At 46.3% G+C, this 16,338-nt stretch carries 15 protein-coding genes; 3 read left to right on the top strand and 12 right to left on the bottom strand.

Features of this window, described 5'->3' with window-relative positions; genetic code table 11:
- Positions 1 to 56: 56 nt before the first annotated feature.
- The 3 genes from NLBNIHML_RS24640 to tkt all read right to left on the bottom strand — a co-directional run bounded on the left by NLBNIHML_RS24640 (position 57) and on the right by tkt (position 4,111).
- A complete protein-coding gene (locus NLBNIHML_RS24640) occupies positions 57 to 1,412 on the bottom strand; it encodes a glucose-6-phosphate isomerase (protein ID WP_017689982.1) in 1,356 nt (451 codons plus the stop codon).
- A gap of 188 nt (positions 1,413 to 1,600) precedes the next feature.
- Positions 1,601 to 1,918 (bottom strand): pyrimidine/purine nucleoside phosphorylase, encoded by a 318-nt coding sequence (gene ppnP, locus NLBNIHML_RS24635; RefSeq protein ID WP_105408176.1) that lies wholly within the window; start codon positions 1,916 to 1,918, stop codon positions 1,601 to 1,603.
- A 150-nt stretch (positions 1,919 to 2,068) separates the two neighbouring features.
- The gene (gene tkt, locus NLBNIHML_RS24630) at positions 2,069 to 4,111 is read right to left on the bottom strand and encodes a transketolase (RefSeq protein ID WP_494352993.1); all 2,043 of its coding nucleotides are present in this window, start codon (positions 4,109 to 4,111) and stop codon (positions 2,069 to 2,071) included.
- Positions 4,112 to 4,542: 431 nt separating this feature from the next.
- On the opposite strand from tkt, the gene NLBNIHML_RS24625 reads away from it, so the two are divergent.
- A complete protein-coding gene (locus NLBNIHML_RS24625; RefSeq protein WP_339240414.1) occupies positions 4,543 to 5,019 on the top strand; it encodes a hypothetical protein in 477 nt (158 codons plus the stop codon).
- Between the two features lie 73 nt (positions 5,020 to 5,092).
- Here NLBNIHML_RS24625 and purU read toward each other — a convergent pair whose 3' ends face one another.
- Both purU and NLBNIHML_RS24615 read right to left on the bottom strand, forming a co-directional pair.
- Entirely contained in the window at positions 5,093 to 5,986 is an 894-nt protein-coding gene (gene purU, locus NLBNIHML_RS24620; protein ID WP_339240413.1) for a formyltetrahydrofolate deformylase, read from the bottom strand.
- Positions 5,987 to 6,029: 43 nt separating this feature from the next.
- A complete protein-coding gene (locus tag NLBNIHML_RS24615; RefSeq protein ID WP_149846393.1) occupies positions 6,030 to 7,136 on the bottom strand; it encodes a deoxyribonuclease IV in 1,107 nt (368 codons plus the stop codon).
- A 170-nt stretch (positions 7,137 to 7,306) separates the two neighbouring features.
- Here NLBNIHML_RS24615 and NLBNIHML_RS24610 point away from each other — a divergent pair, with 170 nt between their 5' ends.
- Both NLBNIHML_RS24610 and NLBNIHML_RS24605 read left to right on the top strand, forming a co-directional pair.
- Positions 7,307 to 7,774 (top strand): DUF2621 domain-containing protein, encoded by a 468-nt coding sequence (locus tag NLBNIHML_RS24610; RefSeq protein ID WP_339259632.1) that lies wholly within the window; start codon positions 7,307 to 7,309, stop codon positions 7,772 to 7,774.
- 156 nt (positions 7,775 to 7,930) lie between these two features.
- Positions 7,931 to 8,842, top strand: a complete 912-nt coding sequence (locus tag NLBNIHML_RS24605; RefSeq protein WP_339259631.1) for a TIGR01777 family oxidoreductase — start codon at positions 7,931 to 7,933, stop codon at positions 8,840 to 8,842.
- Between the two features lie 24 nt (positions 8,843 to 8,866).
- On the opposite strand, the gene NLBNIHML_RS24600 is transcribed toward NLBNIHML_RS24605, so the two are convergent.
- From NLBNIHML_RS24600 to NLBNIHML_RS24570, 7 genes are all read right to left on the bottom strand, one after another.
- Entirely contained in the window at positions 8,867 to 10,645 is a 1,779-nt protein-coding gene (locus tag NLBNIHML_RS24600) for a DUF6382 domain-containing protein (protein ID WP_494352992.1), read from the bottom strand.
- Positions 10,646 to 10,802: 157 nt separating this feature from the next.
- The gene (locus NLBNIHML_RS24595) at positions 10,803 to 11,312 is read right to left on the bottom strand and encodes an A24 family peptidase (RefSeq protein ID WP_339259627.1); all 510 of its coding nucleotides are present in this window, start codon (positions 11,310 to 11,312) and stop codon (positions 10,803 to 10,805) included.
- Between the two features lie 16 nt (positions 11,313 to 11,328).
- Entirely contained in the window at positions 11,329 to 12,360 is a 1,032-nt protein-coding gene (locus NLBNIHML_RS24590; protein WP_494352991.1) for a pilus assembly protein, read from the bottom strand.
- A 29-nt stretch (positions 12,361 to 12,389) separates the two neighbouring features.
- The gene (locus tag NLBNIHML_RS24585) at positions 12,390 to 14,507 is read right to left on the bottom strand and encodes a hypothetical protein (protein WP_494352990.1); all 2,118 of its coding nucleotides are present in this window, start codon (positions 14,505 to 14,507) and stop codon (positions 12,390 to 12,392) included.
- Positions 14,508 to 14,598: 91 nt separating this feature from the next.
- On the bottom strand, positions 14,599 to 15,273 hold the full coding sequence (locus tag NLBNIHML_RS24580; RefSeq protein ID WP_494352989.1) for a TadE/TadG family type IV pilus assembly protein: 675 nt from the start codon (positions 15,271 to 15,273) through the stop codon (positions 14,599 to 14,601).
- Positions 15,257 to 15,445, bottom strand: coding sequence for a Flp1 family type IVb pilin (locus NLBNIHML_RS24575; protein ID WP_494352988.1), 189 nt, complete (start codon positions 15,443 to 15,445; stop codon positions 15,257 to 15,259). The genes NLBNIHML_RS24580 and NLBNIHML_RS24575 overlap by 17 nt, the downstream gene beginning before the upstream one ends.
- Before the next feature lie 11 nt (positions 15,446 to 15,456).
- Complete coding sequence (locus NLBNIHML_RS24570) at positions 15,457 to 16,326, bottom strand: type II secretion system F family protein (protein ID WP_339259617.1); 870 nt, start codon at positions 16,324 to 16,326, stop codon at positions 15,457 to 15,459.
- Positions 16,327 to 16,338: the final 12 nt, after the last annotated feature.

The following is a 16,338-nucleotide window of genomic DNA, read 5'->3' as shown; positions in this document are numbered from 1 at the left end:
GTAATCCCCGGATAGATTTACATTAGCTTATTTAACTATATGAGCAGACCGATGAATTATTCGGAAAGTCTCGCTTCAAGCGCTGCTTTCTCTTCTTCAAAGCCTGGTTTGCCCAGCAATGCAAACATATTTTTCTTGTACGCTTCCACGCCCGGTTGGTCAAATGGATTGACACCCAGCAGGTAGCCACTGATGCCGCATGCTTTTTCAAAGAAGTATACCAGATATCCGAAAGAATATGGAGTCATATCTGGAATGTTCACAATCAGATTTGGTACTTGACCATCTGTATGTGCAAGCAGTGTTCCCTGGAATGCTTTTTTGTTAACAAAGTCCATCGTTTTACCTTCAAGGAAGTTCAGACCGTCCAAGTCATCCGGATCGGATTTGATCGAGATATGTTCTGCAACTTCAGTAACCTGAATCACGGTTTCGAAGATATTCCGGCTACCTTCCTGAATGAATTGACCCATGGAGTGCAAGTCTGTAGAGAAATCAACAGATGCTGGGTAGATCCCTTTGTAGTCTTTACCTTCACTCTCTCCGAATAACTGTTTCCACCACTCGGACACGAAGTGCAGGGATGGCTCATAGTTTACGAGAATCTCTGTGCCTTTTCCTTTACGATACAATGCATTACGAACAGCTGCATATTGATATGCTTCGTTCTCTGCTACGTTCGGGTTGCTGTATTCCTTGGATGCGTCAGCCGCACCTTGCATCATTTCTTCGATGCTGATCCCCGCTGCTGCGATAGGCAGCAAACCTACAGCTGTCAGAACGGAGTAACGTCCACCTACATCGTCCGGAATAATGAAAGATTCATACCCTTCAGCATTTGCCAGTTCTTTCAATGCACCGCGCGCTTTGTCTGTTGTTGCATAGATGCGTTTGCGTGCTTCTTCCTTACCGTATTTCTCTTCCAATGCTGCACGGAAGATACGGAAAGCGATTGCCGGTTCTGTTGTTGTACCTGATTTGGAGATCACGTTTACGGAGAAATCTTTGCCTTCAACCAGATCCAGCAAGTGAGTTACATATGTGGAACTGATATTGTTTCCTGCAAAATAGATTTCAGGTGTTTTGCGTTTATCTTTTGGCAGGTTGTTATAAAAAGAGTGTGTCAGCATTTCAATCGCTGCACGTGCACCCAGGTAAGATCCACCAATACCGATAACGATCAGTACTTCGGAGTCGCTTTGGATTTTGGCAGCTGCTTTTTGAATGCGGGCGAACTCTTCTTTGTCATAAGCCGTTGGCAGGTCAATCCAGCCCAGATAGTCGGACCCTGTTCCTGTTCCGTTGTGGAGCTGCTCATGAGCCAAACGAATTGGTTCTGCGAAATAATCCACTTCGTGCTGATTTACAAATTGCAATGCTGTGCTATAGTCAAATGTCACTTTTTTTGCCATGATCTCAAATACCTCCTGATTTCGGTTATAGTGCGTGTTTTCCGTATTCCATTCTAAACAACTTGCCTTAAGGATACTTCAAATCCACGGGGCTGACAAGCTTGCCGCTCGAACTTTGTCGTTCGTATTCAAGAAGCAAAAAGGGTAAACCGAATCCGCAGGTTGCGGTTCTGCTTACCCTTCTTATGTTATTCCGCCGGGTACGAGCAGACGTAGTCAGTAACGCTGCGTATCTCCAGTTTAAATTTGGATTCGGCAGGCACGTGGAACGTAGCTTGGCCTTGAATCTCTTGCCACTCTTCTTCTCCGGGAAGCAATACTTTCAGATCTCCGGACAGAATCTCCATAATTTCACGGGAATCCGTACCGAATTCATAACTGCCTGGAAGCATGATGCCCAGAGTCACTTTGCTGCCATCCCCCAAAATAACCGTTCTGCTGGTTACCTGACCTTCATAATAAATGTTGGCCTCTTTCACTACACTGACTTGATCGAATTGTGACATGCGTACCCGCTCCCCTGAAGTTAATGAAAACAAAAGGCAAAACAGATCAGGGCGATAATGAGTTACCGCCCATGTTCTGCGGAAATAACTTACTGCCATGGATCAGGAGAGCATGGTGCCCTCCCAACCATAGCAGCGCTTATGAAACTATTACAGCAATGCTTTTACGCGGCTAACCACGTTGTCCACTGTAAAGCCATACTCTTGGATAACACGGTCGCCAGGCGCGGAAGCACCGAATGTGCTGATTCCGAGAATGTCACCTTGATCTCCAACATATTTCTCCCAGCCCATTGGATAAGCCATTTCAATGGCAAGACGAGCTTTAACATCCGGAAGAAGAACGGACTCTCTGTAAGCTTTGTCCTGTTTCTCGAACAGATCCCAGCTTGGCATGCTGATTACGCGAACTTGAATGCCTTGTTCTGCAAGTGCTACTTGAGCTTTAACAGCCAATTGCACTTCAGAACCTGTAGCGATGATTTGTGCTACCGGTTTGCCATCTTTTGCATCAGACACAACATAAGCACCACGTTTCACGTTCTCACGTGAACCTTCAACGGTACCTTCGAGGATCGGCAGGTTTTGACGAGTGAGTACGAGTGCAACCGGATTGCTCTTGTTCTCAAGCGCGTAAGCCCAAGCAGCCGAAGTTTCATTACCATCAGCCGGACGAATAACCGTCAGGTTAGGGATGATACGCAGGGATGCCAGTTGCTCGATCGGTTCGTGCGTAGGACCGTCTTCACCAACAGCGATACTGTCGTGAGTCAGAACATACGTTACAGGCAATCCCATCAGGGCAGCCAGACGAACAGCCGGACGAAGGTAATCGGTAAATACGAAGAACGTACCTCCGAATACTTTCACACCACTGTGCAGTGCCATACCGTTCATTGCTCCAGCCATACCGAATTCACGGATACCGAAGTAGATGTTACGGCCGGAGTAATCTTCAGGTGTGAAGTTCTCCAGGTTGTTCAAGTGAGTCATTGTGGAGCTTTCCAAGTCAGCAGATCCACCTGTCAGTTGTGGCACGTTATGTGCCAGACCGTTCAGAGCGTTACCGGATGCTACACGAGTGGAGAGCGCTTTGTCTGTTGCTGCATATTTAGGAAGATCACGGTCCCATCCTTCTGGAAGGTCGCCGTTAATCGCTGTTTCGAATTGAGCTGCCAGCTCAGGGTATGCTTTTTTGTACTCGGCAAATTTCTCGTCCCAAGCTTTATTAGCAGAGATACCACGATCTTTCACTTGTGCAAAGTGATCGCGAACTTCAGCTGGTACGTGGAAGTTTTCTTCGTAAACCCATTTGTAATACTCTTTAGTCAATTTGGCTTCGTCTGCACCCAGTGGAGATCCGTGAGTACCGCCGTGACCGCCTTTACCTTGTTTGTTCGGGCTACCATAACCGATAACCGTTTTAACTTCGATCAGTGTAGGACGCAGTGTATCTGCTTGACCTTCCTGAATTGCTTTTTCGATTGCAGGCAGATCGTTACCATCTTCTACGCGCAGCACTTGCCAGCCATAAGCTTCAAAACGCTTCGCGATACTTTCGGAAGAAGACAGATCCAATTTACCATCGAGTGTGATGTCATTGGAGTCGAACAACATGATCAATTTGCCTAGGTGCAAACGTCCAGCCAGGGAAGCTGATTCATGCGATACGCCTTCCATCAAGTCACCATCACCACAGATTGCGTAAGTGTAGTGGTCAACTACGTTGAACTTATCTTTATTGTAAGTTGCGCCCAGTTGAGCTTCAGCCATCGCCATACCTACAGCCATTGCAATACCTTGACCCAGTGGGCCTGTAGTTGCATCAACACCTGCAGTATGTCCGAATTCCGGGTGACCCGGTGTTTTGCTTCCCCATTGACGGAACTGTTTCAGTTCTTCCATTGGAAGATCATATCCGCTCAGGTGCAGCAAGCTGTACAGCAACATGGAGCCGTGTCCTGCAGACAGGACAAAACGGTCCCGGTTAACCCAAGTTGGGTGGTCCGGGTTATGAGTCATCGTTTTTGCAAAAAGTTGGTACCCCATTGGAGCGGAGCCCATAGGCATACCCGGATGTCCGGAATTTGCCTTCTCAATTGCATCAATCGCCAAAGTACGTACGGTCGTAATCGACAGGTTGTCGATTGTAGTATTTTCATCCTTTTGAATCGCTTCGTTTTTGTCAGTCATGGTTTGTCCTCCTCATGTCTTTAGATAAGTCGGGTGCGCAAGCGAATCCCTCTCATCATACAAGCAAACCGAATTTCACAATAAGTGAATCCGCTTGAGTGTTTCATTTTGACTTATTCACTTTTGTATTGTATCACTTGGCGTGAAGCTTTTCCATAACCTTCTTTTAGAAGTTCGTGAAAAATCGGTTGTTTTTGATGAATAATCCCTTGCCAATCAAGCAAAAACCGTATCAGGACAAGGCATTAAATTCCATAAACAGACCTATTAAGCCTCGCAAATCCATCGCATGAAGTATAACCTTTAACACGAAAACCATACACTTTTTAGATATCCAAGTTAAATTTACATAACATATCCTGAATATGGATTCGAAAGCGGGACTGTGGTTTACTTTTCAAAGTAAGCATCAATCATAGGAGGTTGTTATCATGTCTGTACCCGCTGCTCCCCCTACTAGGTACTCAAATCGTTCATTACCCTGGTTCCCGGGTATTTTAACAGGTATGGTTTCGGGCGTTGTCCTTGGATTCTTTCTCAAAACAATTCAGTTTTACACTGGTGAAAAGGTATATACCCTGCTTCTGAATATTGATTTTGTACCTCGACTTCCGCCAACCCTTCCCGAATGGATTGAATTCTCTCTGCATCTCGTCGTTTCCGTGTTCATCGGCATCTTCTATCTATGGTGGGTAGGGCGTTCAGGTCACCCGATGTTCAAAGGAATCTTGCTTGGAGCTGGATCGTCCCTGCTCTACATCCCGCTCTCTCAACTATCTTCACGTGTACCCGACCTTTACGATATTACAGCCATTATCTACTGGATAATCGGACATCTGTTATTCGGTATTGTGCTCGGCTTGTGCGGAAAGTATATCAGCGCAAAAAAAGCGACTCACCGTTCGTAAACGAATGGGGTCGCTTTTTACTCAATCTGTTATGTGGTTCCGAATCAACCTTGCACAGTATTAAAGTATAAACTTAAAATACAACCGTCTTATTTTCATGAACGAGAACCCGGTCTTCAACATGCCATTTCACGGCACGTGCAAGCACAACACGCTCAATGGTACGTCCAATACGCTTCAGTTCGGTGACATCATCCCCGTGGCTTACACGTTGCACGTCTTGTTCAATAATCGGGCCGCCATCCAGTTCTTCCGTAACATAGTGCGCTGTCGCACCGATGATTTTGACACCACGGTTATACGCTTGTGCATACGGTTTACCACCCACAAAGGCGGGCAGGAATGAATGATGGATATTAATGATTCGATTGCGATAGTGCTCAATGAACATTGGAGAGATGATCTGCATGTAACGAGCCAGAATGATCACATCCACATCGTTGCCGATCACGTCCAGTTGACGCTGTTCCGCTTCTTTCTTGGTATCTGCTGTAACCGGAATATGATGATATGGAATGCCGAATGATTCTACATATTCTTTCATGTCCAGATGGTTGCTGACCACAAGCGCAATATCTGCATCCAGATCGCCTGCCTGCCATTGCCACAACAATTCCACCAGACAATGATCTTCTTTGGATACAAAGATAGCTAATTTCTTCTTGCGGCTAACCGCTGATAGCGTCCATTCCATTTGAAAACGGCTTGCCACTTCTGCAAAGTCTGCTTCCAGTTTCGGCAAATTGACCAACAATTGCGGAAGATCAAACTCAATTCGCATAAAGAACATGCCGCCAGCAGGGTCCATGGTGTACTGGTCCGACTGAACAATATTTGCTCCATGCTGATGCAGGAAATGAGATACCGCAGCTACAATTCCTGGACCATCCGGACAGGAAATGAGCATGCGCGCACGATCGGCGCGGTTTTTAGAATCAGGGCGTACTTGTTTAGCGTGGATCTCCATCGGGTTATTCTTCCTCCTTCAATATAAGCCATGACCTGCGGGGTTAACCCGCAAGCCATGCAATCAAGCGATGATTCAGTTGTTCTTCATTCAAATGTGGGAACAACGCAGCTTCAGTCACCATGTCATAGAGGCGTTCCAGCGGTTCACGCGGGTCTGCCTTTTTGGCTTTGGCATCATTTTTGAGCAGCGTCCACACATCCAGAATATACGAACGGGACTCAATCTCTTTACCTTTGAAAAAGTGTTGCAATTGTTCTACTTCTGTCAGGAATTCCTGGCCGAATCGACCGGCCACATCCCCACGAAGCAACGCAATCTCCACCTCATACATTGGGCGCTGTGTTTTGGCCTCTTTGCCAATCCAAGGTGTCTCCAGAATAAATGGACGTCCTTGAAGCTTCTCATGGTTAACAATGCGGTTAATCGCTTCAAACCCAATCCAGCCGGAGCCAATTGGAGTATGACGGTCCTTGTGCGCACCCACAGCATTCTTACTATCATTAATATGCATTACGGCAATGCGGTCAAGTCCTACCGTGCGATCGAATTGTTCCAATACACCGTCAAAATCGTTAACGATATCGTATCCGGCATCATGAATATGGCACGTATCCATACACACTGTCAGGCGCTCGTTATACGTTACTTTCTCGATAATCTGGGCGATCTCTTCAAAACTGCGCCCCATCTCCGTACCTTTGCCAGCCATGGTTTCCAGAGCGATGTTCACATCTGTCTCTTTCACACCTTCCAGCACTTCATTCAACCCTTCTGCGATCCGTCCGATCCCATAGTGGGCATCTTTATCTGTAAAAGCGCCGGGATGTAATACGATGTTTTTGACACCAATGGCATGAGTACGACGGATCTCTTCCTGTAGGAAATCTACAGCGAGTCTATACGTGTTGTCTTTGTATGAGCCAAGATTGATAATGTACGGTGCATGGACAACGATATCTTCCATTCCACCCTCTTGCATGGCTAGCTTACCTTCTTCAATATACATGGATTCAATTGGCTTGCGACGTGTATTCTGTGGTGCACCCGTATATATCATAAACGAACTGGAACCGTACGAGGACGCTTCCTTCGTTGCACTCAATAATCCCTTGTCCGAAAAGGACACGTGGGAGCCGATTTTCAGCATTATTGATCCCCCTTAATCTGAATTATCCCTTATTCTAACGCGATTATCGAAATAAATCTAGAAATGCGCTATAATTCGGGATAGAGGCTATTTTTGACAGCTAATTTATGGAACATGGGTAGGCGGAATCCGTCTTTCCGTGAAAATCAATGAACCGAGGTGACTCCGCAATGATTTTCGACTCCTACACAATGATACTGACCAGCAGTTCCCCCAGCAACTGGTTTATGAATACGATCGCATTCTGGACTTTTTTATTGCTTGGCAGCATGTGTATCGGTGGATTTTTCATGATGCGCAAGTTTTTGAAAGTGCTACCCAAAGCAGACGGAAAGTCCAAACTGGATTGGCAAAATTATTGGGTGGAAACCAGCCGTCACTTGTGGACGGATGAAGCCAAAGCTTTTTTGGATCAACTCGTCGAGCCTGTACCTGGGCCATTTCGTGACATCGCCAAACATTCCATTGCTGCAGAGATCGGTAAAATTGCAGTTGAAGACAACGCCACGGAAGTATCGAGAGATCATTGTATCAAAGGATACATTATTGCCACCCCGAAGCGGGATAATAAGTTTTTGGTAAAATTCTTGGAGAAAAACAAAATCGATTATTCCCCTTATCAACATTTGATTAAATAAAGTACAAAGATAAGTTAAGCCATATATAGATTTGGTTAATGTACAGATATGCTCCGTCAGGTAAGTCGTTCCCAACAAGCATTGCTTACCGTACGGGGCTGTTTGTCGATTCATGGGTGTATATCAGGGCAGTTAAATATAGAGAGGATGTTTGATATGAAAATTGCCATTTGTGGAGGTACCGGATTTGTGGGAGGAGCACTTGTAGATTACTGGCTGCAAGCCGGGCACCATGTGAAAGTTATTACACGAAAACTGCCTGACCTGCATAATCCAAGTAAAAATCTTACATATATATCATGGGAGCAAGTCGAAGAACAACCTCACTTGCTGGAAGGTATGGACGCTCTCGTTAACCTTGCTGGAGAAACGCTGAATCAACGCTGGACAACCAAGGCGAAGCTGGAGATTGTTGAATCCCGAGTAACGACCGTAGCGCGGGTAGCCCGATTGGTAGAAACCCTGGAGCAAAAGCCGGAAGTGGTCGTTCAGGCTTCTGCCATGGCCATCTATGGAACCTCACCGAACGAAACCTTTGACGAAAGCAGTCCGCAAAAATCCATGAATTTCCCATCCCGGGTCTCGGAACAGTGGGAAGTTGCTGCAGATGCAATCAAAAATGTAAGACTCGTTAAAATCCGGGTGAGTCTGGTTCTCGGTCATAAAAAAGGTGCTTTTCCATTGATGAAACTTCCTTATATGCTGGGTTTTGGCGGCAAAATCGGCAGTGGAAGACAGTGGACCAGCTGGATTCACATTATGGATATCGTAAGACTCATTGATTTTAGCATTCAAAATAAACAAGTGTCAGGTCCGGTCAATGCTTCCTCCCCGAACCCTGTCACCAATGATGAATTCGGTCGCACGGTGGGCAAGGTATATCATCGCCCTCACTGGTTCCCCGTACCCGGTTTCTTAATTAAAACCTTAGTTGGTGAACTATCCGTTGTTTTGCTTCAAGGGCAGAGAGTCATTCCGCAAAAAGCACTCGACCACGGATTCCAATTCACCTTCCCTACGTTAACTCAAGCGCTGGAAGACTTGAAGCATCGTGGATTATCTGATTAATACAACTGCGGGACAGATCTTTGCTTATCCAACCGACCGATAAATGTAGACAGATTCCGCCAATGTAAATGTATCTCCATCCGCCAAGGGATACTCCTTATAAGGAGCAAGAATATTACCCTGAAGAATAGTTCCATTCACTGAACCCAGATCCTTAATGACATAGCCCGATTTGTTCCGGCTCAATTCCACATGAGCACGGGACACACCGGTCGCTGTATCGACCCACTGAACCATGTCGGCTGATCTTCCGATGACAAAAGATGCTCCTTGCACATCCATCCGTTCATGTTGGTCACTGCTTCCCGATCTTCGTTCAAGATAATAAGACGCCTTCACCGGCCCTTCCCCATTAAAGTTACCTTTGGTCAGATTCTGCAGATTCACGGTTGCTTCCGCAACTGTATCATGCCGGATTAACTCTGAAGTTGAAGCTACCGATTCCACATGGCGCTGAACGAACGGTGGATCAGAGTGTTCAGGTGTCATATGCAGGCTTTGATAATGGGAATGCTCACTACCACCTTCTGACGCGGATGCAATCGTTTGGTTTATGCGTTCCACCGGCCTTTCAGCTGTATTCCAGCGCCAACTCTCCTGAAACGGTTCCTCTTCTTCTTCCGTCTGCTTCCCTTTGTTCTTACCTAAATTGAATGAAAAAGTCCGCTTATTTTCTGGTTCATTATGAGTGATTCCCTTACGCTTCCAAGTCCATCCTGCTACACCAAGCAAACCAAGGCTCAGTACCATGCACAGGATCATCTGCGTCTGTCCCGGTTGCTCCATGTATATGAATCTCCATACCAATGCCATGGCTACCATGCAGCCCAATATGACATAGGTTATTTTGGAGGTTGTAGGCTTTTCCTCTACTTCCATATCAACGGGCTCTAGCGAATCAGAATTATGCGGGTTACTTCGTCTCTTATCCATGCTGTTTGAACTCTCCAATGAAGATTGTTCAGGTGAGCGCCTGCCTGAAAAGGTTCGAGATCTCATCGGAAAGTCTTCAACCTCGGATTCACTCGTTTTCTGTGTCTGACGGAAATTTAGCACGGGCTCCGCAGCAACCTTTTGAACAGGCGCACCAGGTTGATCTGGACGAGAATAACTAGTGGATTGCCTGTTATCCCGCCCAGTAATTGACGAATGAAAATTACCTCGTAGATCATTGACGTTTTCCGATGTTCTGGACGAAAGAAATGCTGCACTTCCTCCATTCTCTTGCTCGTCCGCGTACAATTCCAGCAAGAGCTCTCGCAGCTGTCTGATATCCCAGCGTTCATTGTCACACAACTGTAGAACACGCTGAATGCCTTCACCCTGCAATTCCTGTACATGGGCCATCAGCCTGATTACCAGCTCACGGAATTGCTGAGGCGTTGGATCAAATTCAACCGTATCCATGATTGGTACATAGACTATGCCAAGCTCACCCTGTTCGAATGAACCGTTGATGAACAAGTACTCCTCCTGAATCAATAATTTACGGGGCTCCAGCATATATTGTCGACATTCCGTGAAGGCATCGGCTAGCTGGAACAACAGACCATATAGAACACGCAACTTGATTTTGCTTGACTTTAACATCTGGGATAACATCTTGTACCCCGATATGTCGTACTGCAAAGTTACATTTCGGTCCACTTCCCGAATATGAACAGGAAGAAGTCGCGGAATCTGATTGGAGGACAGCATGCCCATCTGTACCCGGCTCAATTCCTCCATTCGTAGTCCGTCCTCTTTCTCCAAAACCATAAACGCTCCGCCGTTACGAATAAAATCTCTCGTTAATCCATACATGCCAATCCTCTCTTTCCATTGTTATATAGGATCAACTAAAGAAAGTTTAAAAAGTTTAGTTGATATAAGTTTTAGTTACAATATGTTACACTCTGCCACTCCTATTGTAGTGCCATCTTCTATCACTGTTACTCTCAAAACTTCTTTACTCCTTCACTCAAGGGAAAAGTCCTGAAATAAGCACCGTGATAAATCCAGGCAATACGGCCAGCATAAATGGAAACTTTAATGTCTTCTCTGTGTTCAGCAGCTTGAGGGAACCAAGCATGAAAAAACCGGCAAGATTGCCTGCCATGCCACGAATTCGTTTCGCTGAGTCCTTGCGGAATAGAAGTATCACTAAACCAATAGCTCCTGCATACAAAACAGAGTAAATAATCACATGAATGCCAAAAGCAAACCCCGTCCATGCGCCAATCGCACCAAACAATTTCACATCTCCTGCCCCTACTGCGCCAATGACATACATCAGAAACAAAATACCAAAACCTGCTGCAAATCCAGCAGCCGAGAATAAGAACCCATCCCAACCTCCCCATATGATATGGGCCAGTACACCTGCAACAGTCACGGGTAAAGTTAATCGATTTGGAATTTTCATGGATCGTATGTCAGTAATAAAAGCTGCAATAATGTATATGCCACAGGCAATGTAGAACCACTCCACTCTATCATCCCCTTCCTTATTTTCTGGAAGCCACGTTAAACGTAGTCTCCGTCTTGGTACCGTCTCCTGTCTCGACAACAAAACTCCATGTTCCTTCTGTTGTCCGAGTGCCAACAAACCAGGTCCATTCAATTATTCCATTCTCATCTGCGGTGGCCCATCCGATGTGCTTCGCAGAACTTTCACCTGACTTGTAAAATATCGTTAAATTGGCGCTCGCTCCTGGTTCTACCTTCACCTTGATCGTTGCATTGTTGCCTATGTAAGCCGGGTCAGGCTTAGACAATACCGTTGCTGAACCGGCAGTATCCCCGCTCCCTGCGCTGCCATCTGCCCCTTCTCCGGTATCTCCAATCCATACCCGTTCTGCCGCAGCAGCCTGAATCCGAAGCGGTTTACTGAGAAAGGGGACTTTTACCGGCAATTCATAACTCAGTTCCAGTCGGAAATATGGATTTGTTTTGTTTTTGAGATCAGGTATGGAAATCCCATTCACATGAACCCGTTCCATATTCAGCAGAGTTGGCTCGATAAAGGGTTGAAGCAGTGGTTTTACCGTGGGATCAAGCACGGTTTCCAAGACGGATGTCTTAATCTCCTGTAGTGGTTGTTCACCACTGGCCGCTGCTGAACGTACCCAATCACTTAATGGCTCGGGCAGAGAAGAAGCATAACCTTCTGCCCATTCCGTCAGAGACAACTCCGGTATCTTCCACCCTCCTCCAGAGCCTTCACCACCGGCAGAATCAGAAGGTGTGAATGCAAGGGAAACAGGATATATTTTCGTTGATAACTGCTTCACCGCTTCCCCTGCTGTGCTCTGTAGCGCTGTGGAGATTAAAGTCATTTGCACAATGAAGATGAGAAACATGATAAAGAACAGAAAGACAGGCAACACCAGTGAGGCTTCCAGAACCATGCTGCCCTGTTCCTTTTTCGGAGAACATATGTGATTATTCAGAGACTTCAAACGTTGCAATCTGATTATTCTGGTTAAACGAATCTGTAATTGTGCGTTTTCTTTTTCATATCGTTGCTGCTTATCCATAATCCCTCCACCGAAACAATCCCGATCACTCAATAGGAATAATCCGCCTTCCGCTCAATGAAAAATCGCCCACCTTCAACCTGATCCTCACTACCCATAACTGCACCTATGCTTCTAACCACCCCTGGCAAAAACCACAGCTTGATGCTACTTCGCATGTTACCCGAAGCGTACGTCTGTTTCTCATCCGTATTCACACCCGTATTCAATCGAATTAACGCCAGCATTCTGGACATTTTGCGTTCATTGTTGCTGTGCATCAAGAGGAACAATCGAAGATGGTCCCTATACGTCAATTTGACTTTGATATATTTGGACAGTTCCACACTGCCCTCTTTTGCAAGTTTCACCATATCCGCAATAGCGTTTGTAATTCCATATAAAATGGCTGCCGATAACACCAAAAGTGGATTTCCCAGCTTGCTGTGTTCAATTAATCCTTCTGCGGTTCGAATAGCGAGGCGCATCCCGAAGATTTCCGCATATGCCGCTGCGATGTTACCCGATGGATTATGAAACCCGTATACGATATACTCCAGTTCCTGATTCTCCAATTTGAAAACATCACCCGCATCTCCACCACCTTCAGTCCAGGTAAATAGCTGACCAAAATCCATGGAATTGAAATAGGCTAGAGCGTATTCATTTTGGAATAATTCATCACCCAGGCTATCCAGCAGACCTGACATCCCGCCAAACAAACTGTCCATTCCCTTCACGGCATCGCCACCAGAGTCATAGGGATCACCAGCAATCTCTGCCTTTTTGGACTCCTCACGACTAGCCTCATTAAAAGCTATATTAGCGTTGTAATACTCCTCCAGCTGTTTGAAAGCGTCCATGGAACCTGAACTTCCACTCTGAATCTGCGACAAGATTCGTTTAACTTCCTTTAATTTCCCTTTGGATTCCTTATCATTCGCTTTACGCTGGGCGTCCGAACCACGACCACTCTCCAGCTGCTGTTTACTCTGTTCGATGAGGTTAGCAGGGCCGCTGCGCACATAAGTATCCATGTATCGTTCTGTTATCTGGCTTGCCTGTCTAACCGCGGGTTTAATCGGAACACCGCTCATACCCGTGACACTGCGAAGCTGTGTATTTAATTCCATGTTGTCTCTTCTGACGTTAGAGAAGTCCGAGTTCTGGGAAATCACTCGTGCCTTCAACTGATCAAACAGGCTATCTGCCCTCACAAGCTCCGAAGCGAGAGAACGTGCACTCTTGGCTTCAGTGCCCGATCCTGTAGATGCAGGGCTCGTTCCAGGCAGATTCGAATTGCCCACGTTGTCGTAACTGGCGTTCTCCGAACGGTTCTCCCCCTCCGCGATCACACGTTTCATTTCCTCATTGATCTTGCGTGCTTCTTCGATCTTGGACTGTGCTTCCTCCAGCTTCGTTTGATGGGCCTGTAACGCCGGTTGTATGATCATGCTGATGCCCGTGACCACATTCCCAACACCCGTCCGATAACGAGCCAGTTCCAATATGTATTGTTGCTCTCTGAACGGCAATCCCTCGTCCGCCCTTTGCTTGTTCAGATAATCCGCATAACGTGCCGCTGCCTCGGCAGCAGTCTCTGGTGTATCTTCCAGCATCTCATCGTAGATAGCCTGTGAAGGCGGGTCCATAATCAACTTCGGAAGATTCTTCAGTTTCTCTGCCGATTCCGTCTGATTGGCAATGGCCTCATCCAACAACTCTTCACGTTTGTCATATAACTTTTGTAATTTCTTCAGCAAGTCTACCGTGTGCGCGGCTTCCTTCATCTCGTCTGACATCGGTTTGAACCGATTGATTACTTCAAGGGTAAAATCAACCGGAGCCCGATACTTCATATCCTCCTGAATCTGACGATTAAATATATCGTATCTTCCCAGTTCACGCTCCATGTTCAGCGAAGTTGTATCCCACTGGATATCCAGAATGGGAAATTTGTCTTTTACAGACGAGGGTTTCACACTATCATTCAGCACTTTCGCCATAATTGCATCCCCACTGCTGTCACCATACCCGAATAAACCATACTCCCGCAGGGAGGTGTCATAGGCTGACATGACCGATCTCATTGCAGCATGAGTCATTCGTTCGGTCTGCACCTTGAAGGCAGCAATACGAGCATAATCAATGAATATGGCGACAAACATATAAACTCCCGCCAATATTAATATTAAAAAAAGGGTTACGGCTCCCAACTCACCGTCTTTTTTTCTAAACAGCTCCGCCCTCCTCCTTTTCTCATTTTTTGCTTTTGCCAAAATGCTGCACAACCTGTCCGGCCTCTGCCGCTGTACTGGTCGCCGTACCACCCTTGCCTTTAAACTTGGCTGCGTAATAACGGACCAAATCTACCGTTCGAATGAATTCAACCGGATCAACAACCGCAGATGATCCTTGAGTTAGAACCCGGTTACCTGAATCAAACAAAAAGGAAGGAAGAGGCAAAGAAATCACTTGTTCCAGCTTGGTCGTTATTTTCCGCTGAATCAGAGAATTCTGATACTCAATCGTACCTTTCATGGCTGAGGGCATATGTTGAACTGCTTGTGCCAATTTCTGTTCCGAGAGACTTCCGCCTTCACCAGCAGGTATTGAAACGCTAACCTGGTTGTCCGCTCCCGCCCAGCCAAACAGTGCTCCGAGCATCCGATCATCCGTCAGTCTCCAGTACAGATTGTCATGTTCTCCAGCGACAAATTCACCTGTCATCGCCTGCTTGTGGCTGTTGTCCCAGCTATAAGCTGCACGTTCGGAAGCTGCATAGGCATGTTGATTCAGGAATGTCTTTTGATACATGTACATGGTGAAGAATAGCAGTAACACCAAAATAAACAGCACAACAGGGAAGACCAGGGAGGCTTCAACGGTGAAGCTCCCTTCTTCCTTTTTGAACTTGTTATTCGAAAAATTCATTACTTCTATCACTAACATTCTTCAAAAGTCTTTCAACTAACGTCTTGATTTGGTTCTTGAATATCAAAGCAATAATGATAATAACACCAATGATCAGAATCAGCTCCAACGTGCCGAGTCCGTCCTCTTCCTTCCAAAATGCGTTGACCTTGTTCTTCAATACTTCCATCATCCCAATTCCTCCTACATATTCATCATCATAAAAGCAGGTGTCCCGATCATGACCACAATTGTAAAAAAGATAAGTACCATCGGAAACACCAGTTTGGAAGAAGCCTGTTCTCCCTTCGCCCGACTGACAGCCTTGCGTTTCTCCCACAACACATGTGACAGATCCCGCAGCGCCAATACAAAGTCACCTCCCCCACGCCGGAAATTCAGCAGCACCGTTGTTGTAAAGATCGTCACTTCCTGCACACCGCAGCGGCGACTGAACTGTTCAAATGATTGTTGAAACGAGTAGCCATTATTCCAATCTCCCACGGTTTTTCTGAGTTCGTTGTACAGCGGATGATCTCGTTCCCCCTGGCTTGTGACACAGTGGACGATGGCACGCTGAACGGTCTCCCCGGCGCCTACTAATAGAACAATTCGGTTCAATAGCTCGGGCAGCTCCATAAGGATGTCCTGATCTCTCCGCTGGACCTTGGTATTGAGGTCTTTATAGAGTGCAAAAGGTAAAGCTATTCCTAATGCCAGTCCACCCACCATACCTCCGATGCCCATATCTCCAACAAGTGTTAACAGACAACCTGCCAGTAACATAAGCCACGTGTAGGTTAACATTTCAGCGCAATAGAGCATCGTTTTCTCCCCACTGTGCTGTATGCCATACATTTTCTGAATGGCATGTTGCATCCGAAACATGAGCACAGGCAATCTGCGTCCAATCTCGAACTTGTCCAGTATGAACAGGAATGGGCCATGCAATTTCTTCAGTCGTAATCCTTCCATATCCAGTTTGCGCAGATGCCGGTAGGTCTGTCCCCGGGTTCGATCCAGTACCAGCCATCCCGCTCCGAGCATCCCTGCGACTATAACGGGAAGCAGCATCGTTTCAGCTCC

Source organism: Paenibacillus sp. JNU01 (assembly GCF_059130585.1).
This window is presented reverse-complemented; position numbering and strand designations above follow the sequence as displayed.

What these genes read in the sequence shown, in the direction of transcription:
- NLBNIHML_RS24610 (WP_339259632.1), top strand. Translation starts at nt 7,307, where the DNA reads ATGATTTTCGACTCCTACACAATGATACTGACCAGCAGTTCCCCCAGC.
- purU (WP_339240413.1), bottom strand. Translation starts at nt 5,986, where the DNA reads ATGGAGATCCACGCTAAACAAGTACGCCCTGATTCTAAAAACCGCGCC.
- NLBNIHML_RS24590 (WP_494352991.1), bottom strand. Translation starts at nt 12,360, where the DNA reads ATGGATAAGCAGCAACGATATGAAAAAGAAAACGCACAATTACAGATT.
- NLBNIHML_RS24575 (WP_494352988.1), bottom strand. Translation starts at nt 15,445, where the DNA reads ATGATGGAAGTATTGAAGAACAAGGTCAACGCATTTTGGAAGGAAGAG.
- NLBNIHML_RS24640 (WP_017689982.1), bottom strand. Translation starts at nt 1,412, where the DNA reads ATGGCAAAAAAAGTGACATTTGACTATAGCACAGCATTGCAATTTGTA.
- ppnP (WP_105408176.1), bottom strand. Translation starts at nt 1,918, where the DNA reads ATGTCACAATTCGATCAAGTCAGTGTAGTGAAAGAGGCCAACATTTAT.
- NLBNIHML_RS24625 (WP_339240414.1), top strand. Translation starts at nt 4,543, where the DNA reads ATGTCTGTACCCGCTGCTCCCCCTACTAGGTACTCAAATCGTTCATTA.
- NLBNIHML_RS24570 (WP_339259617.1), bottom strand. Translation starts at nt 16,326, where the DNA reads ATGCTGCTTCCCGTTATAGTCGCAGGGATGCTCGGAGCGGGATGGCTG.
- NLBNIHML_RS24615 (WP_149846393.1), bottom strand. Translation starts at nt 7,136, where the DNA reads ATGCTGAAAATCGGCTCCCACGTGTCCTTTTCGGACAAGGGATTATTG.
- NLBNIHML_RS24605 (WP_339259631.1), top strand. Translation starts at nt 7,931, where the DNA reads ATGAAAATTGCCATTTGTGGAGGTACCGGATTTGTGGGAGGAGCACTT.
- NLBNIHML_RS24580 (WP_494352989.1), bottom strand. Translation starts at nt 15,273, where the DNA reads ATGAATTTTTCGAATAACAAGTTCAAAAAGGAAGAAGGGAGCTTCACC.
- NLBNIHML_RS24585 (WP_494352990.1), bottom strand. Translation starts at nt 14,507, where the DNA reads ATGTTTGTCGCCATATTCATTGATTATGCTCGTATTGCTGCCTTCAAG.
- tkt (WP_494352993.1), bottom strand. Translation starts at nt 4,111, where the DNA reads ATGACTGACAAAAACGAAGCGATTCAAAAGGATGAAAATACTACAATC.
- NLBNIHML_RS24600 (WP_494352992.1), bottom strand. Translation starts at nt 10,645, where the DNA reads ATGTATGGATTAACGAGAGATTTTATTCGTAACGGCGGAGCGTTTATG.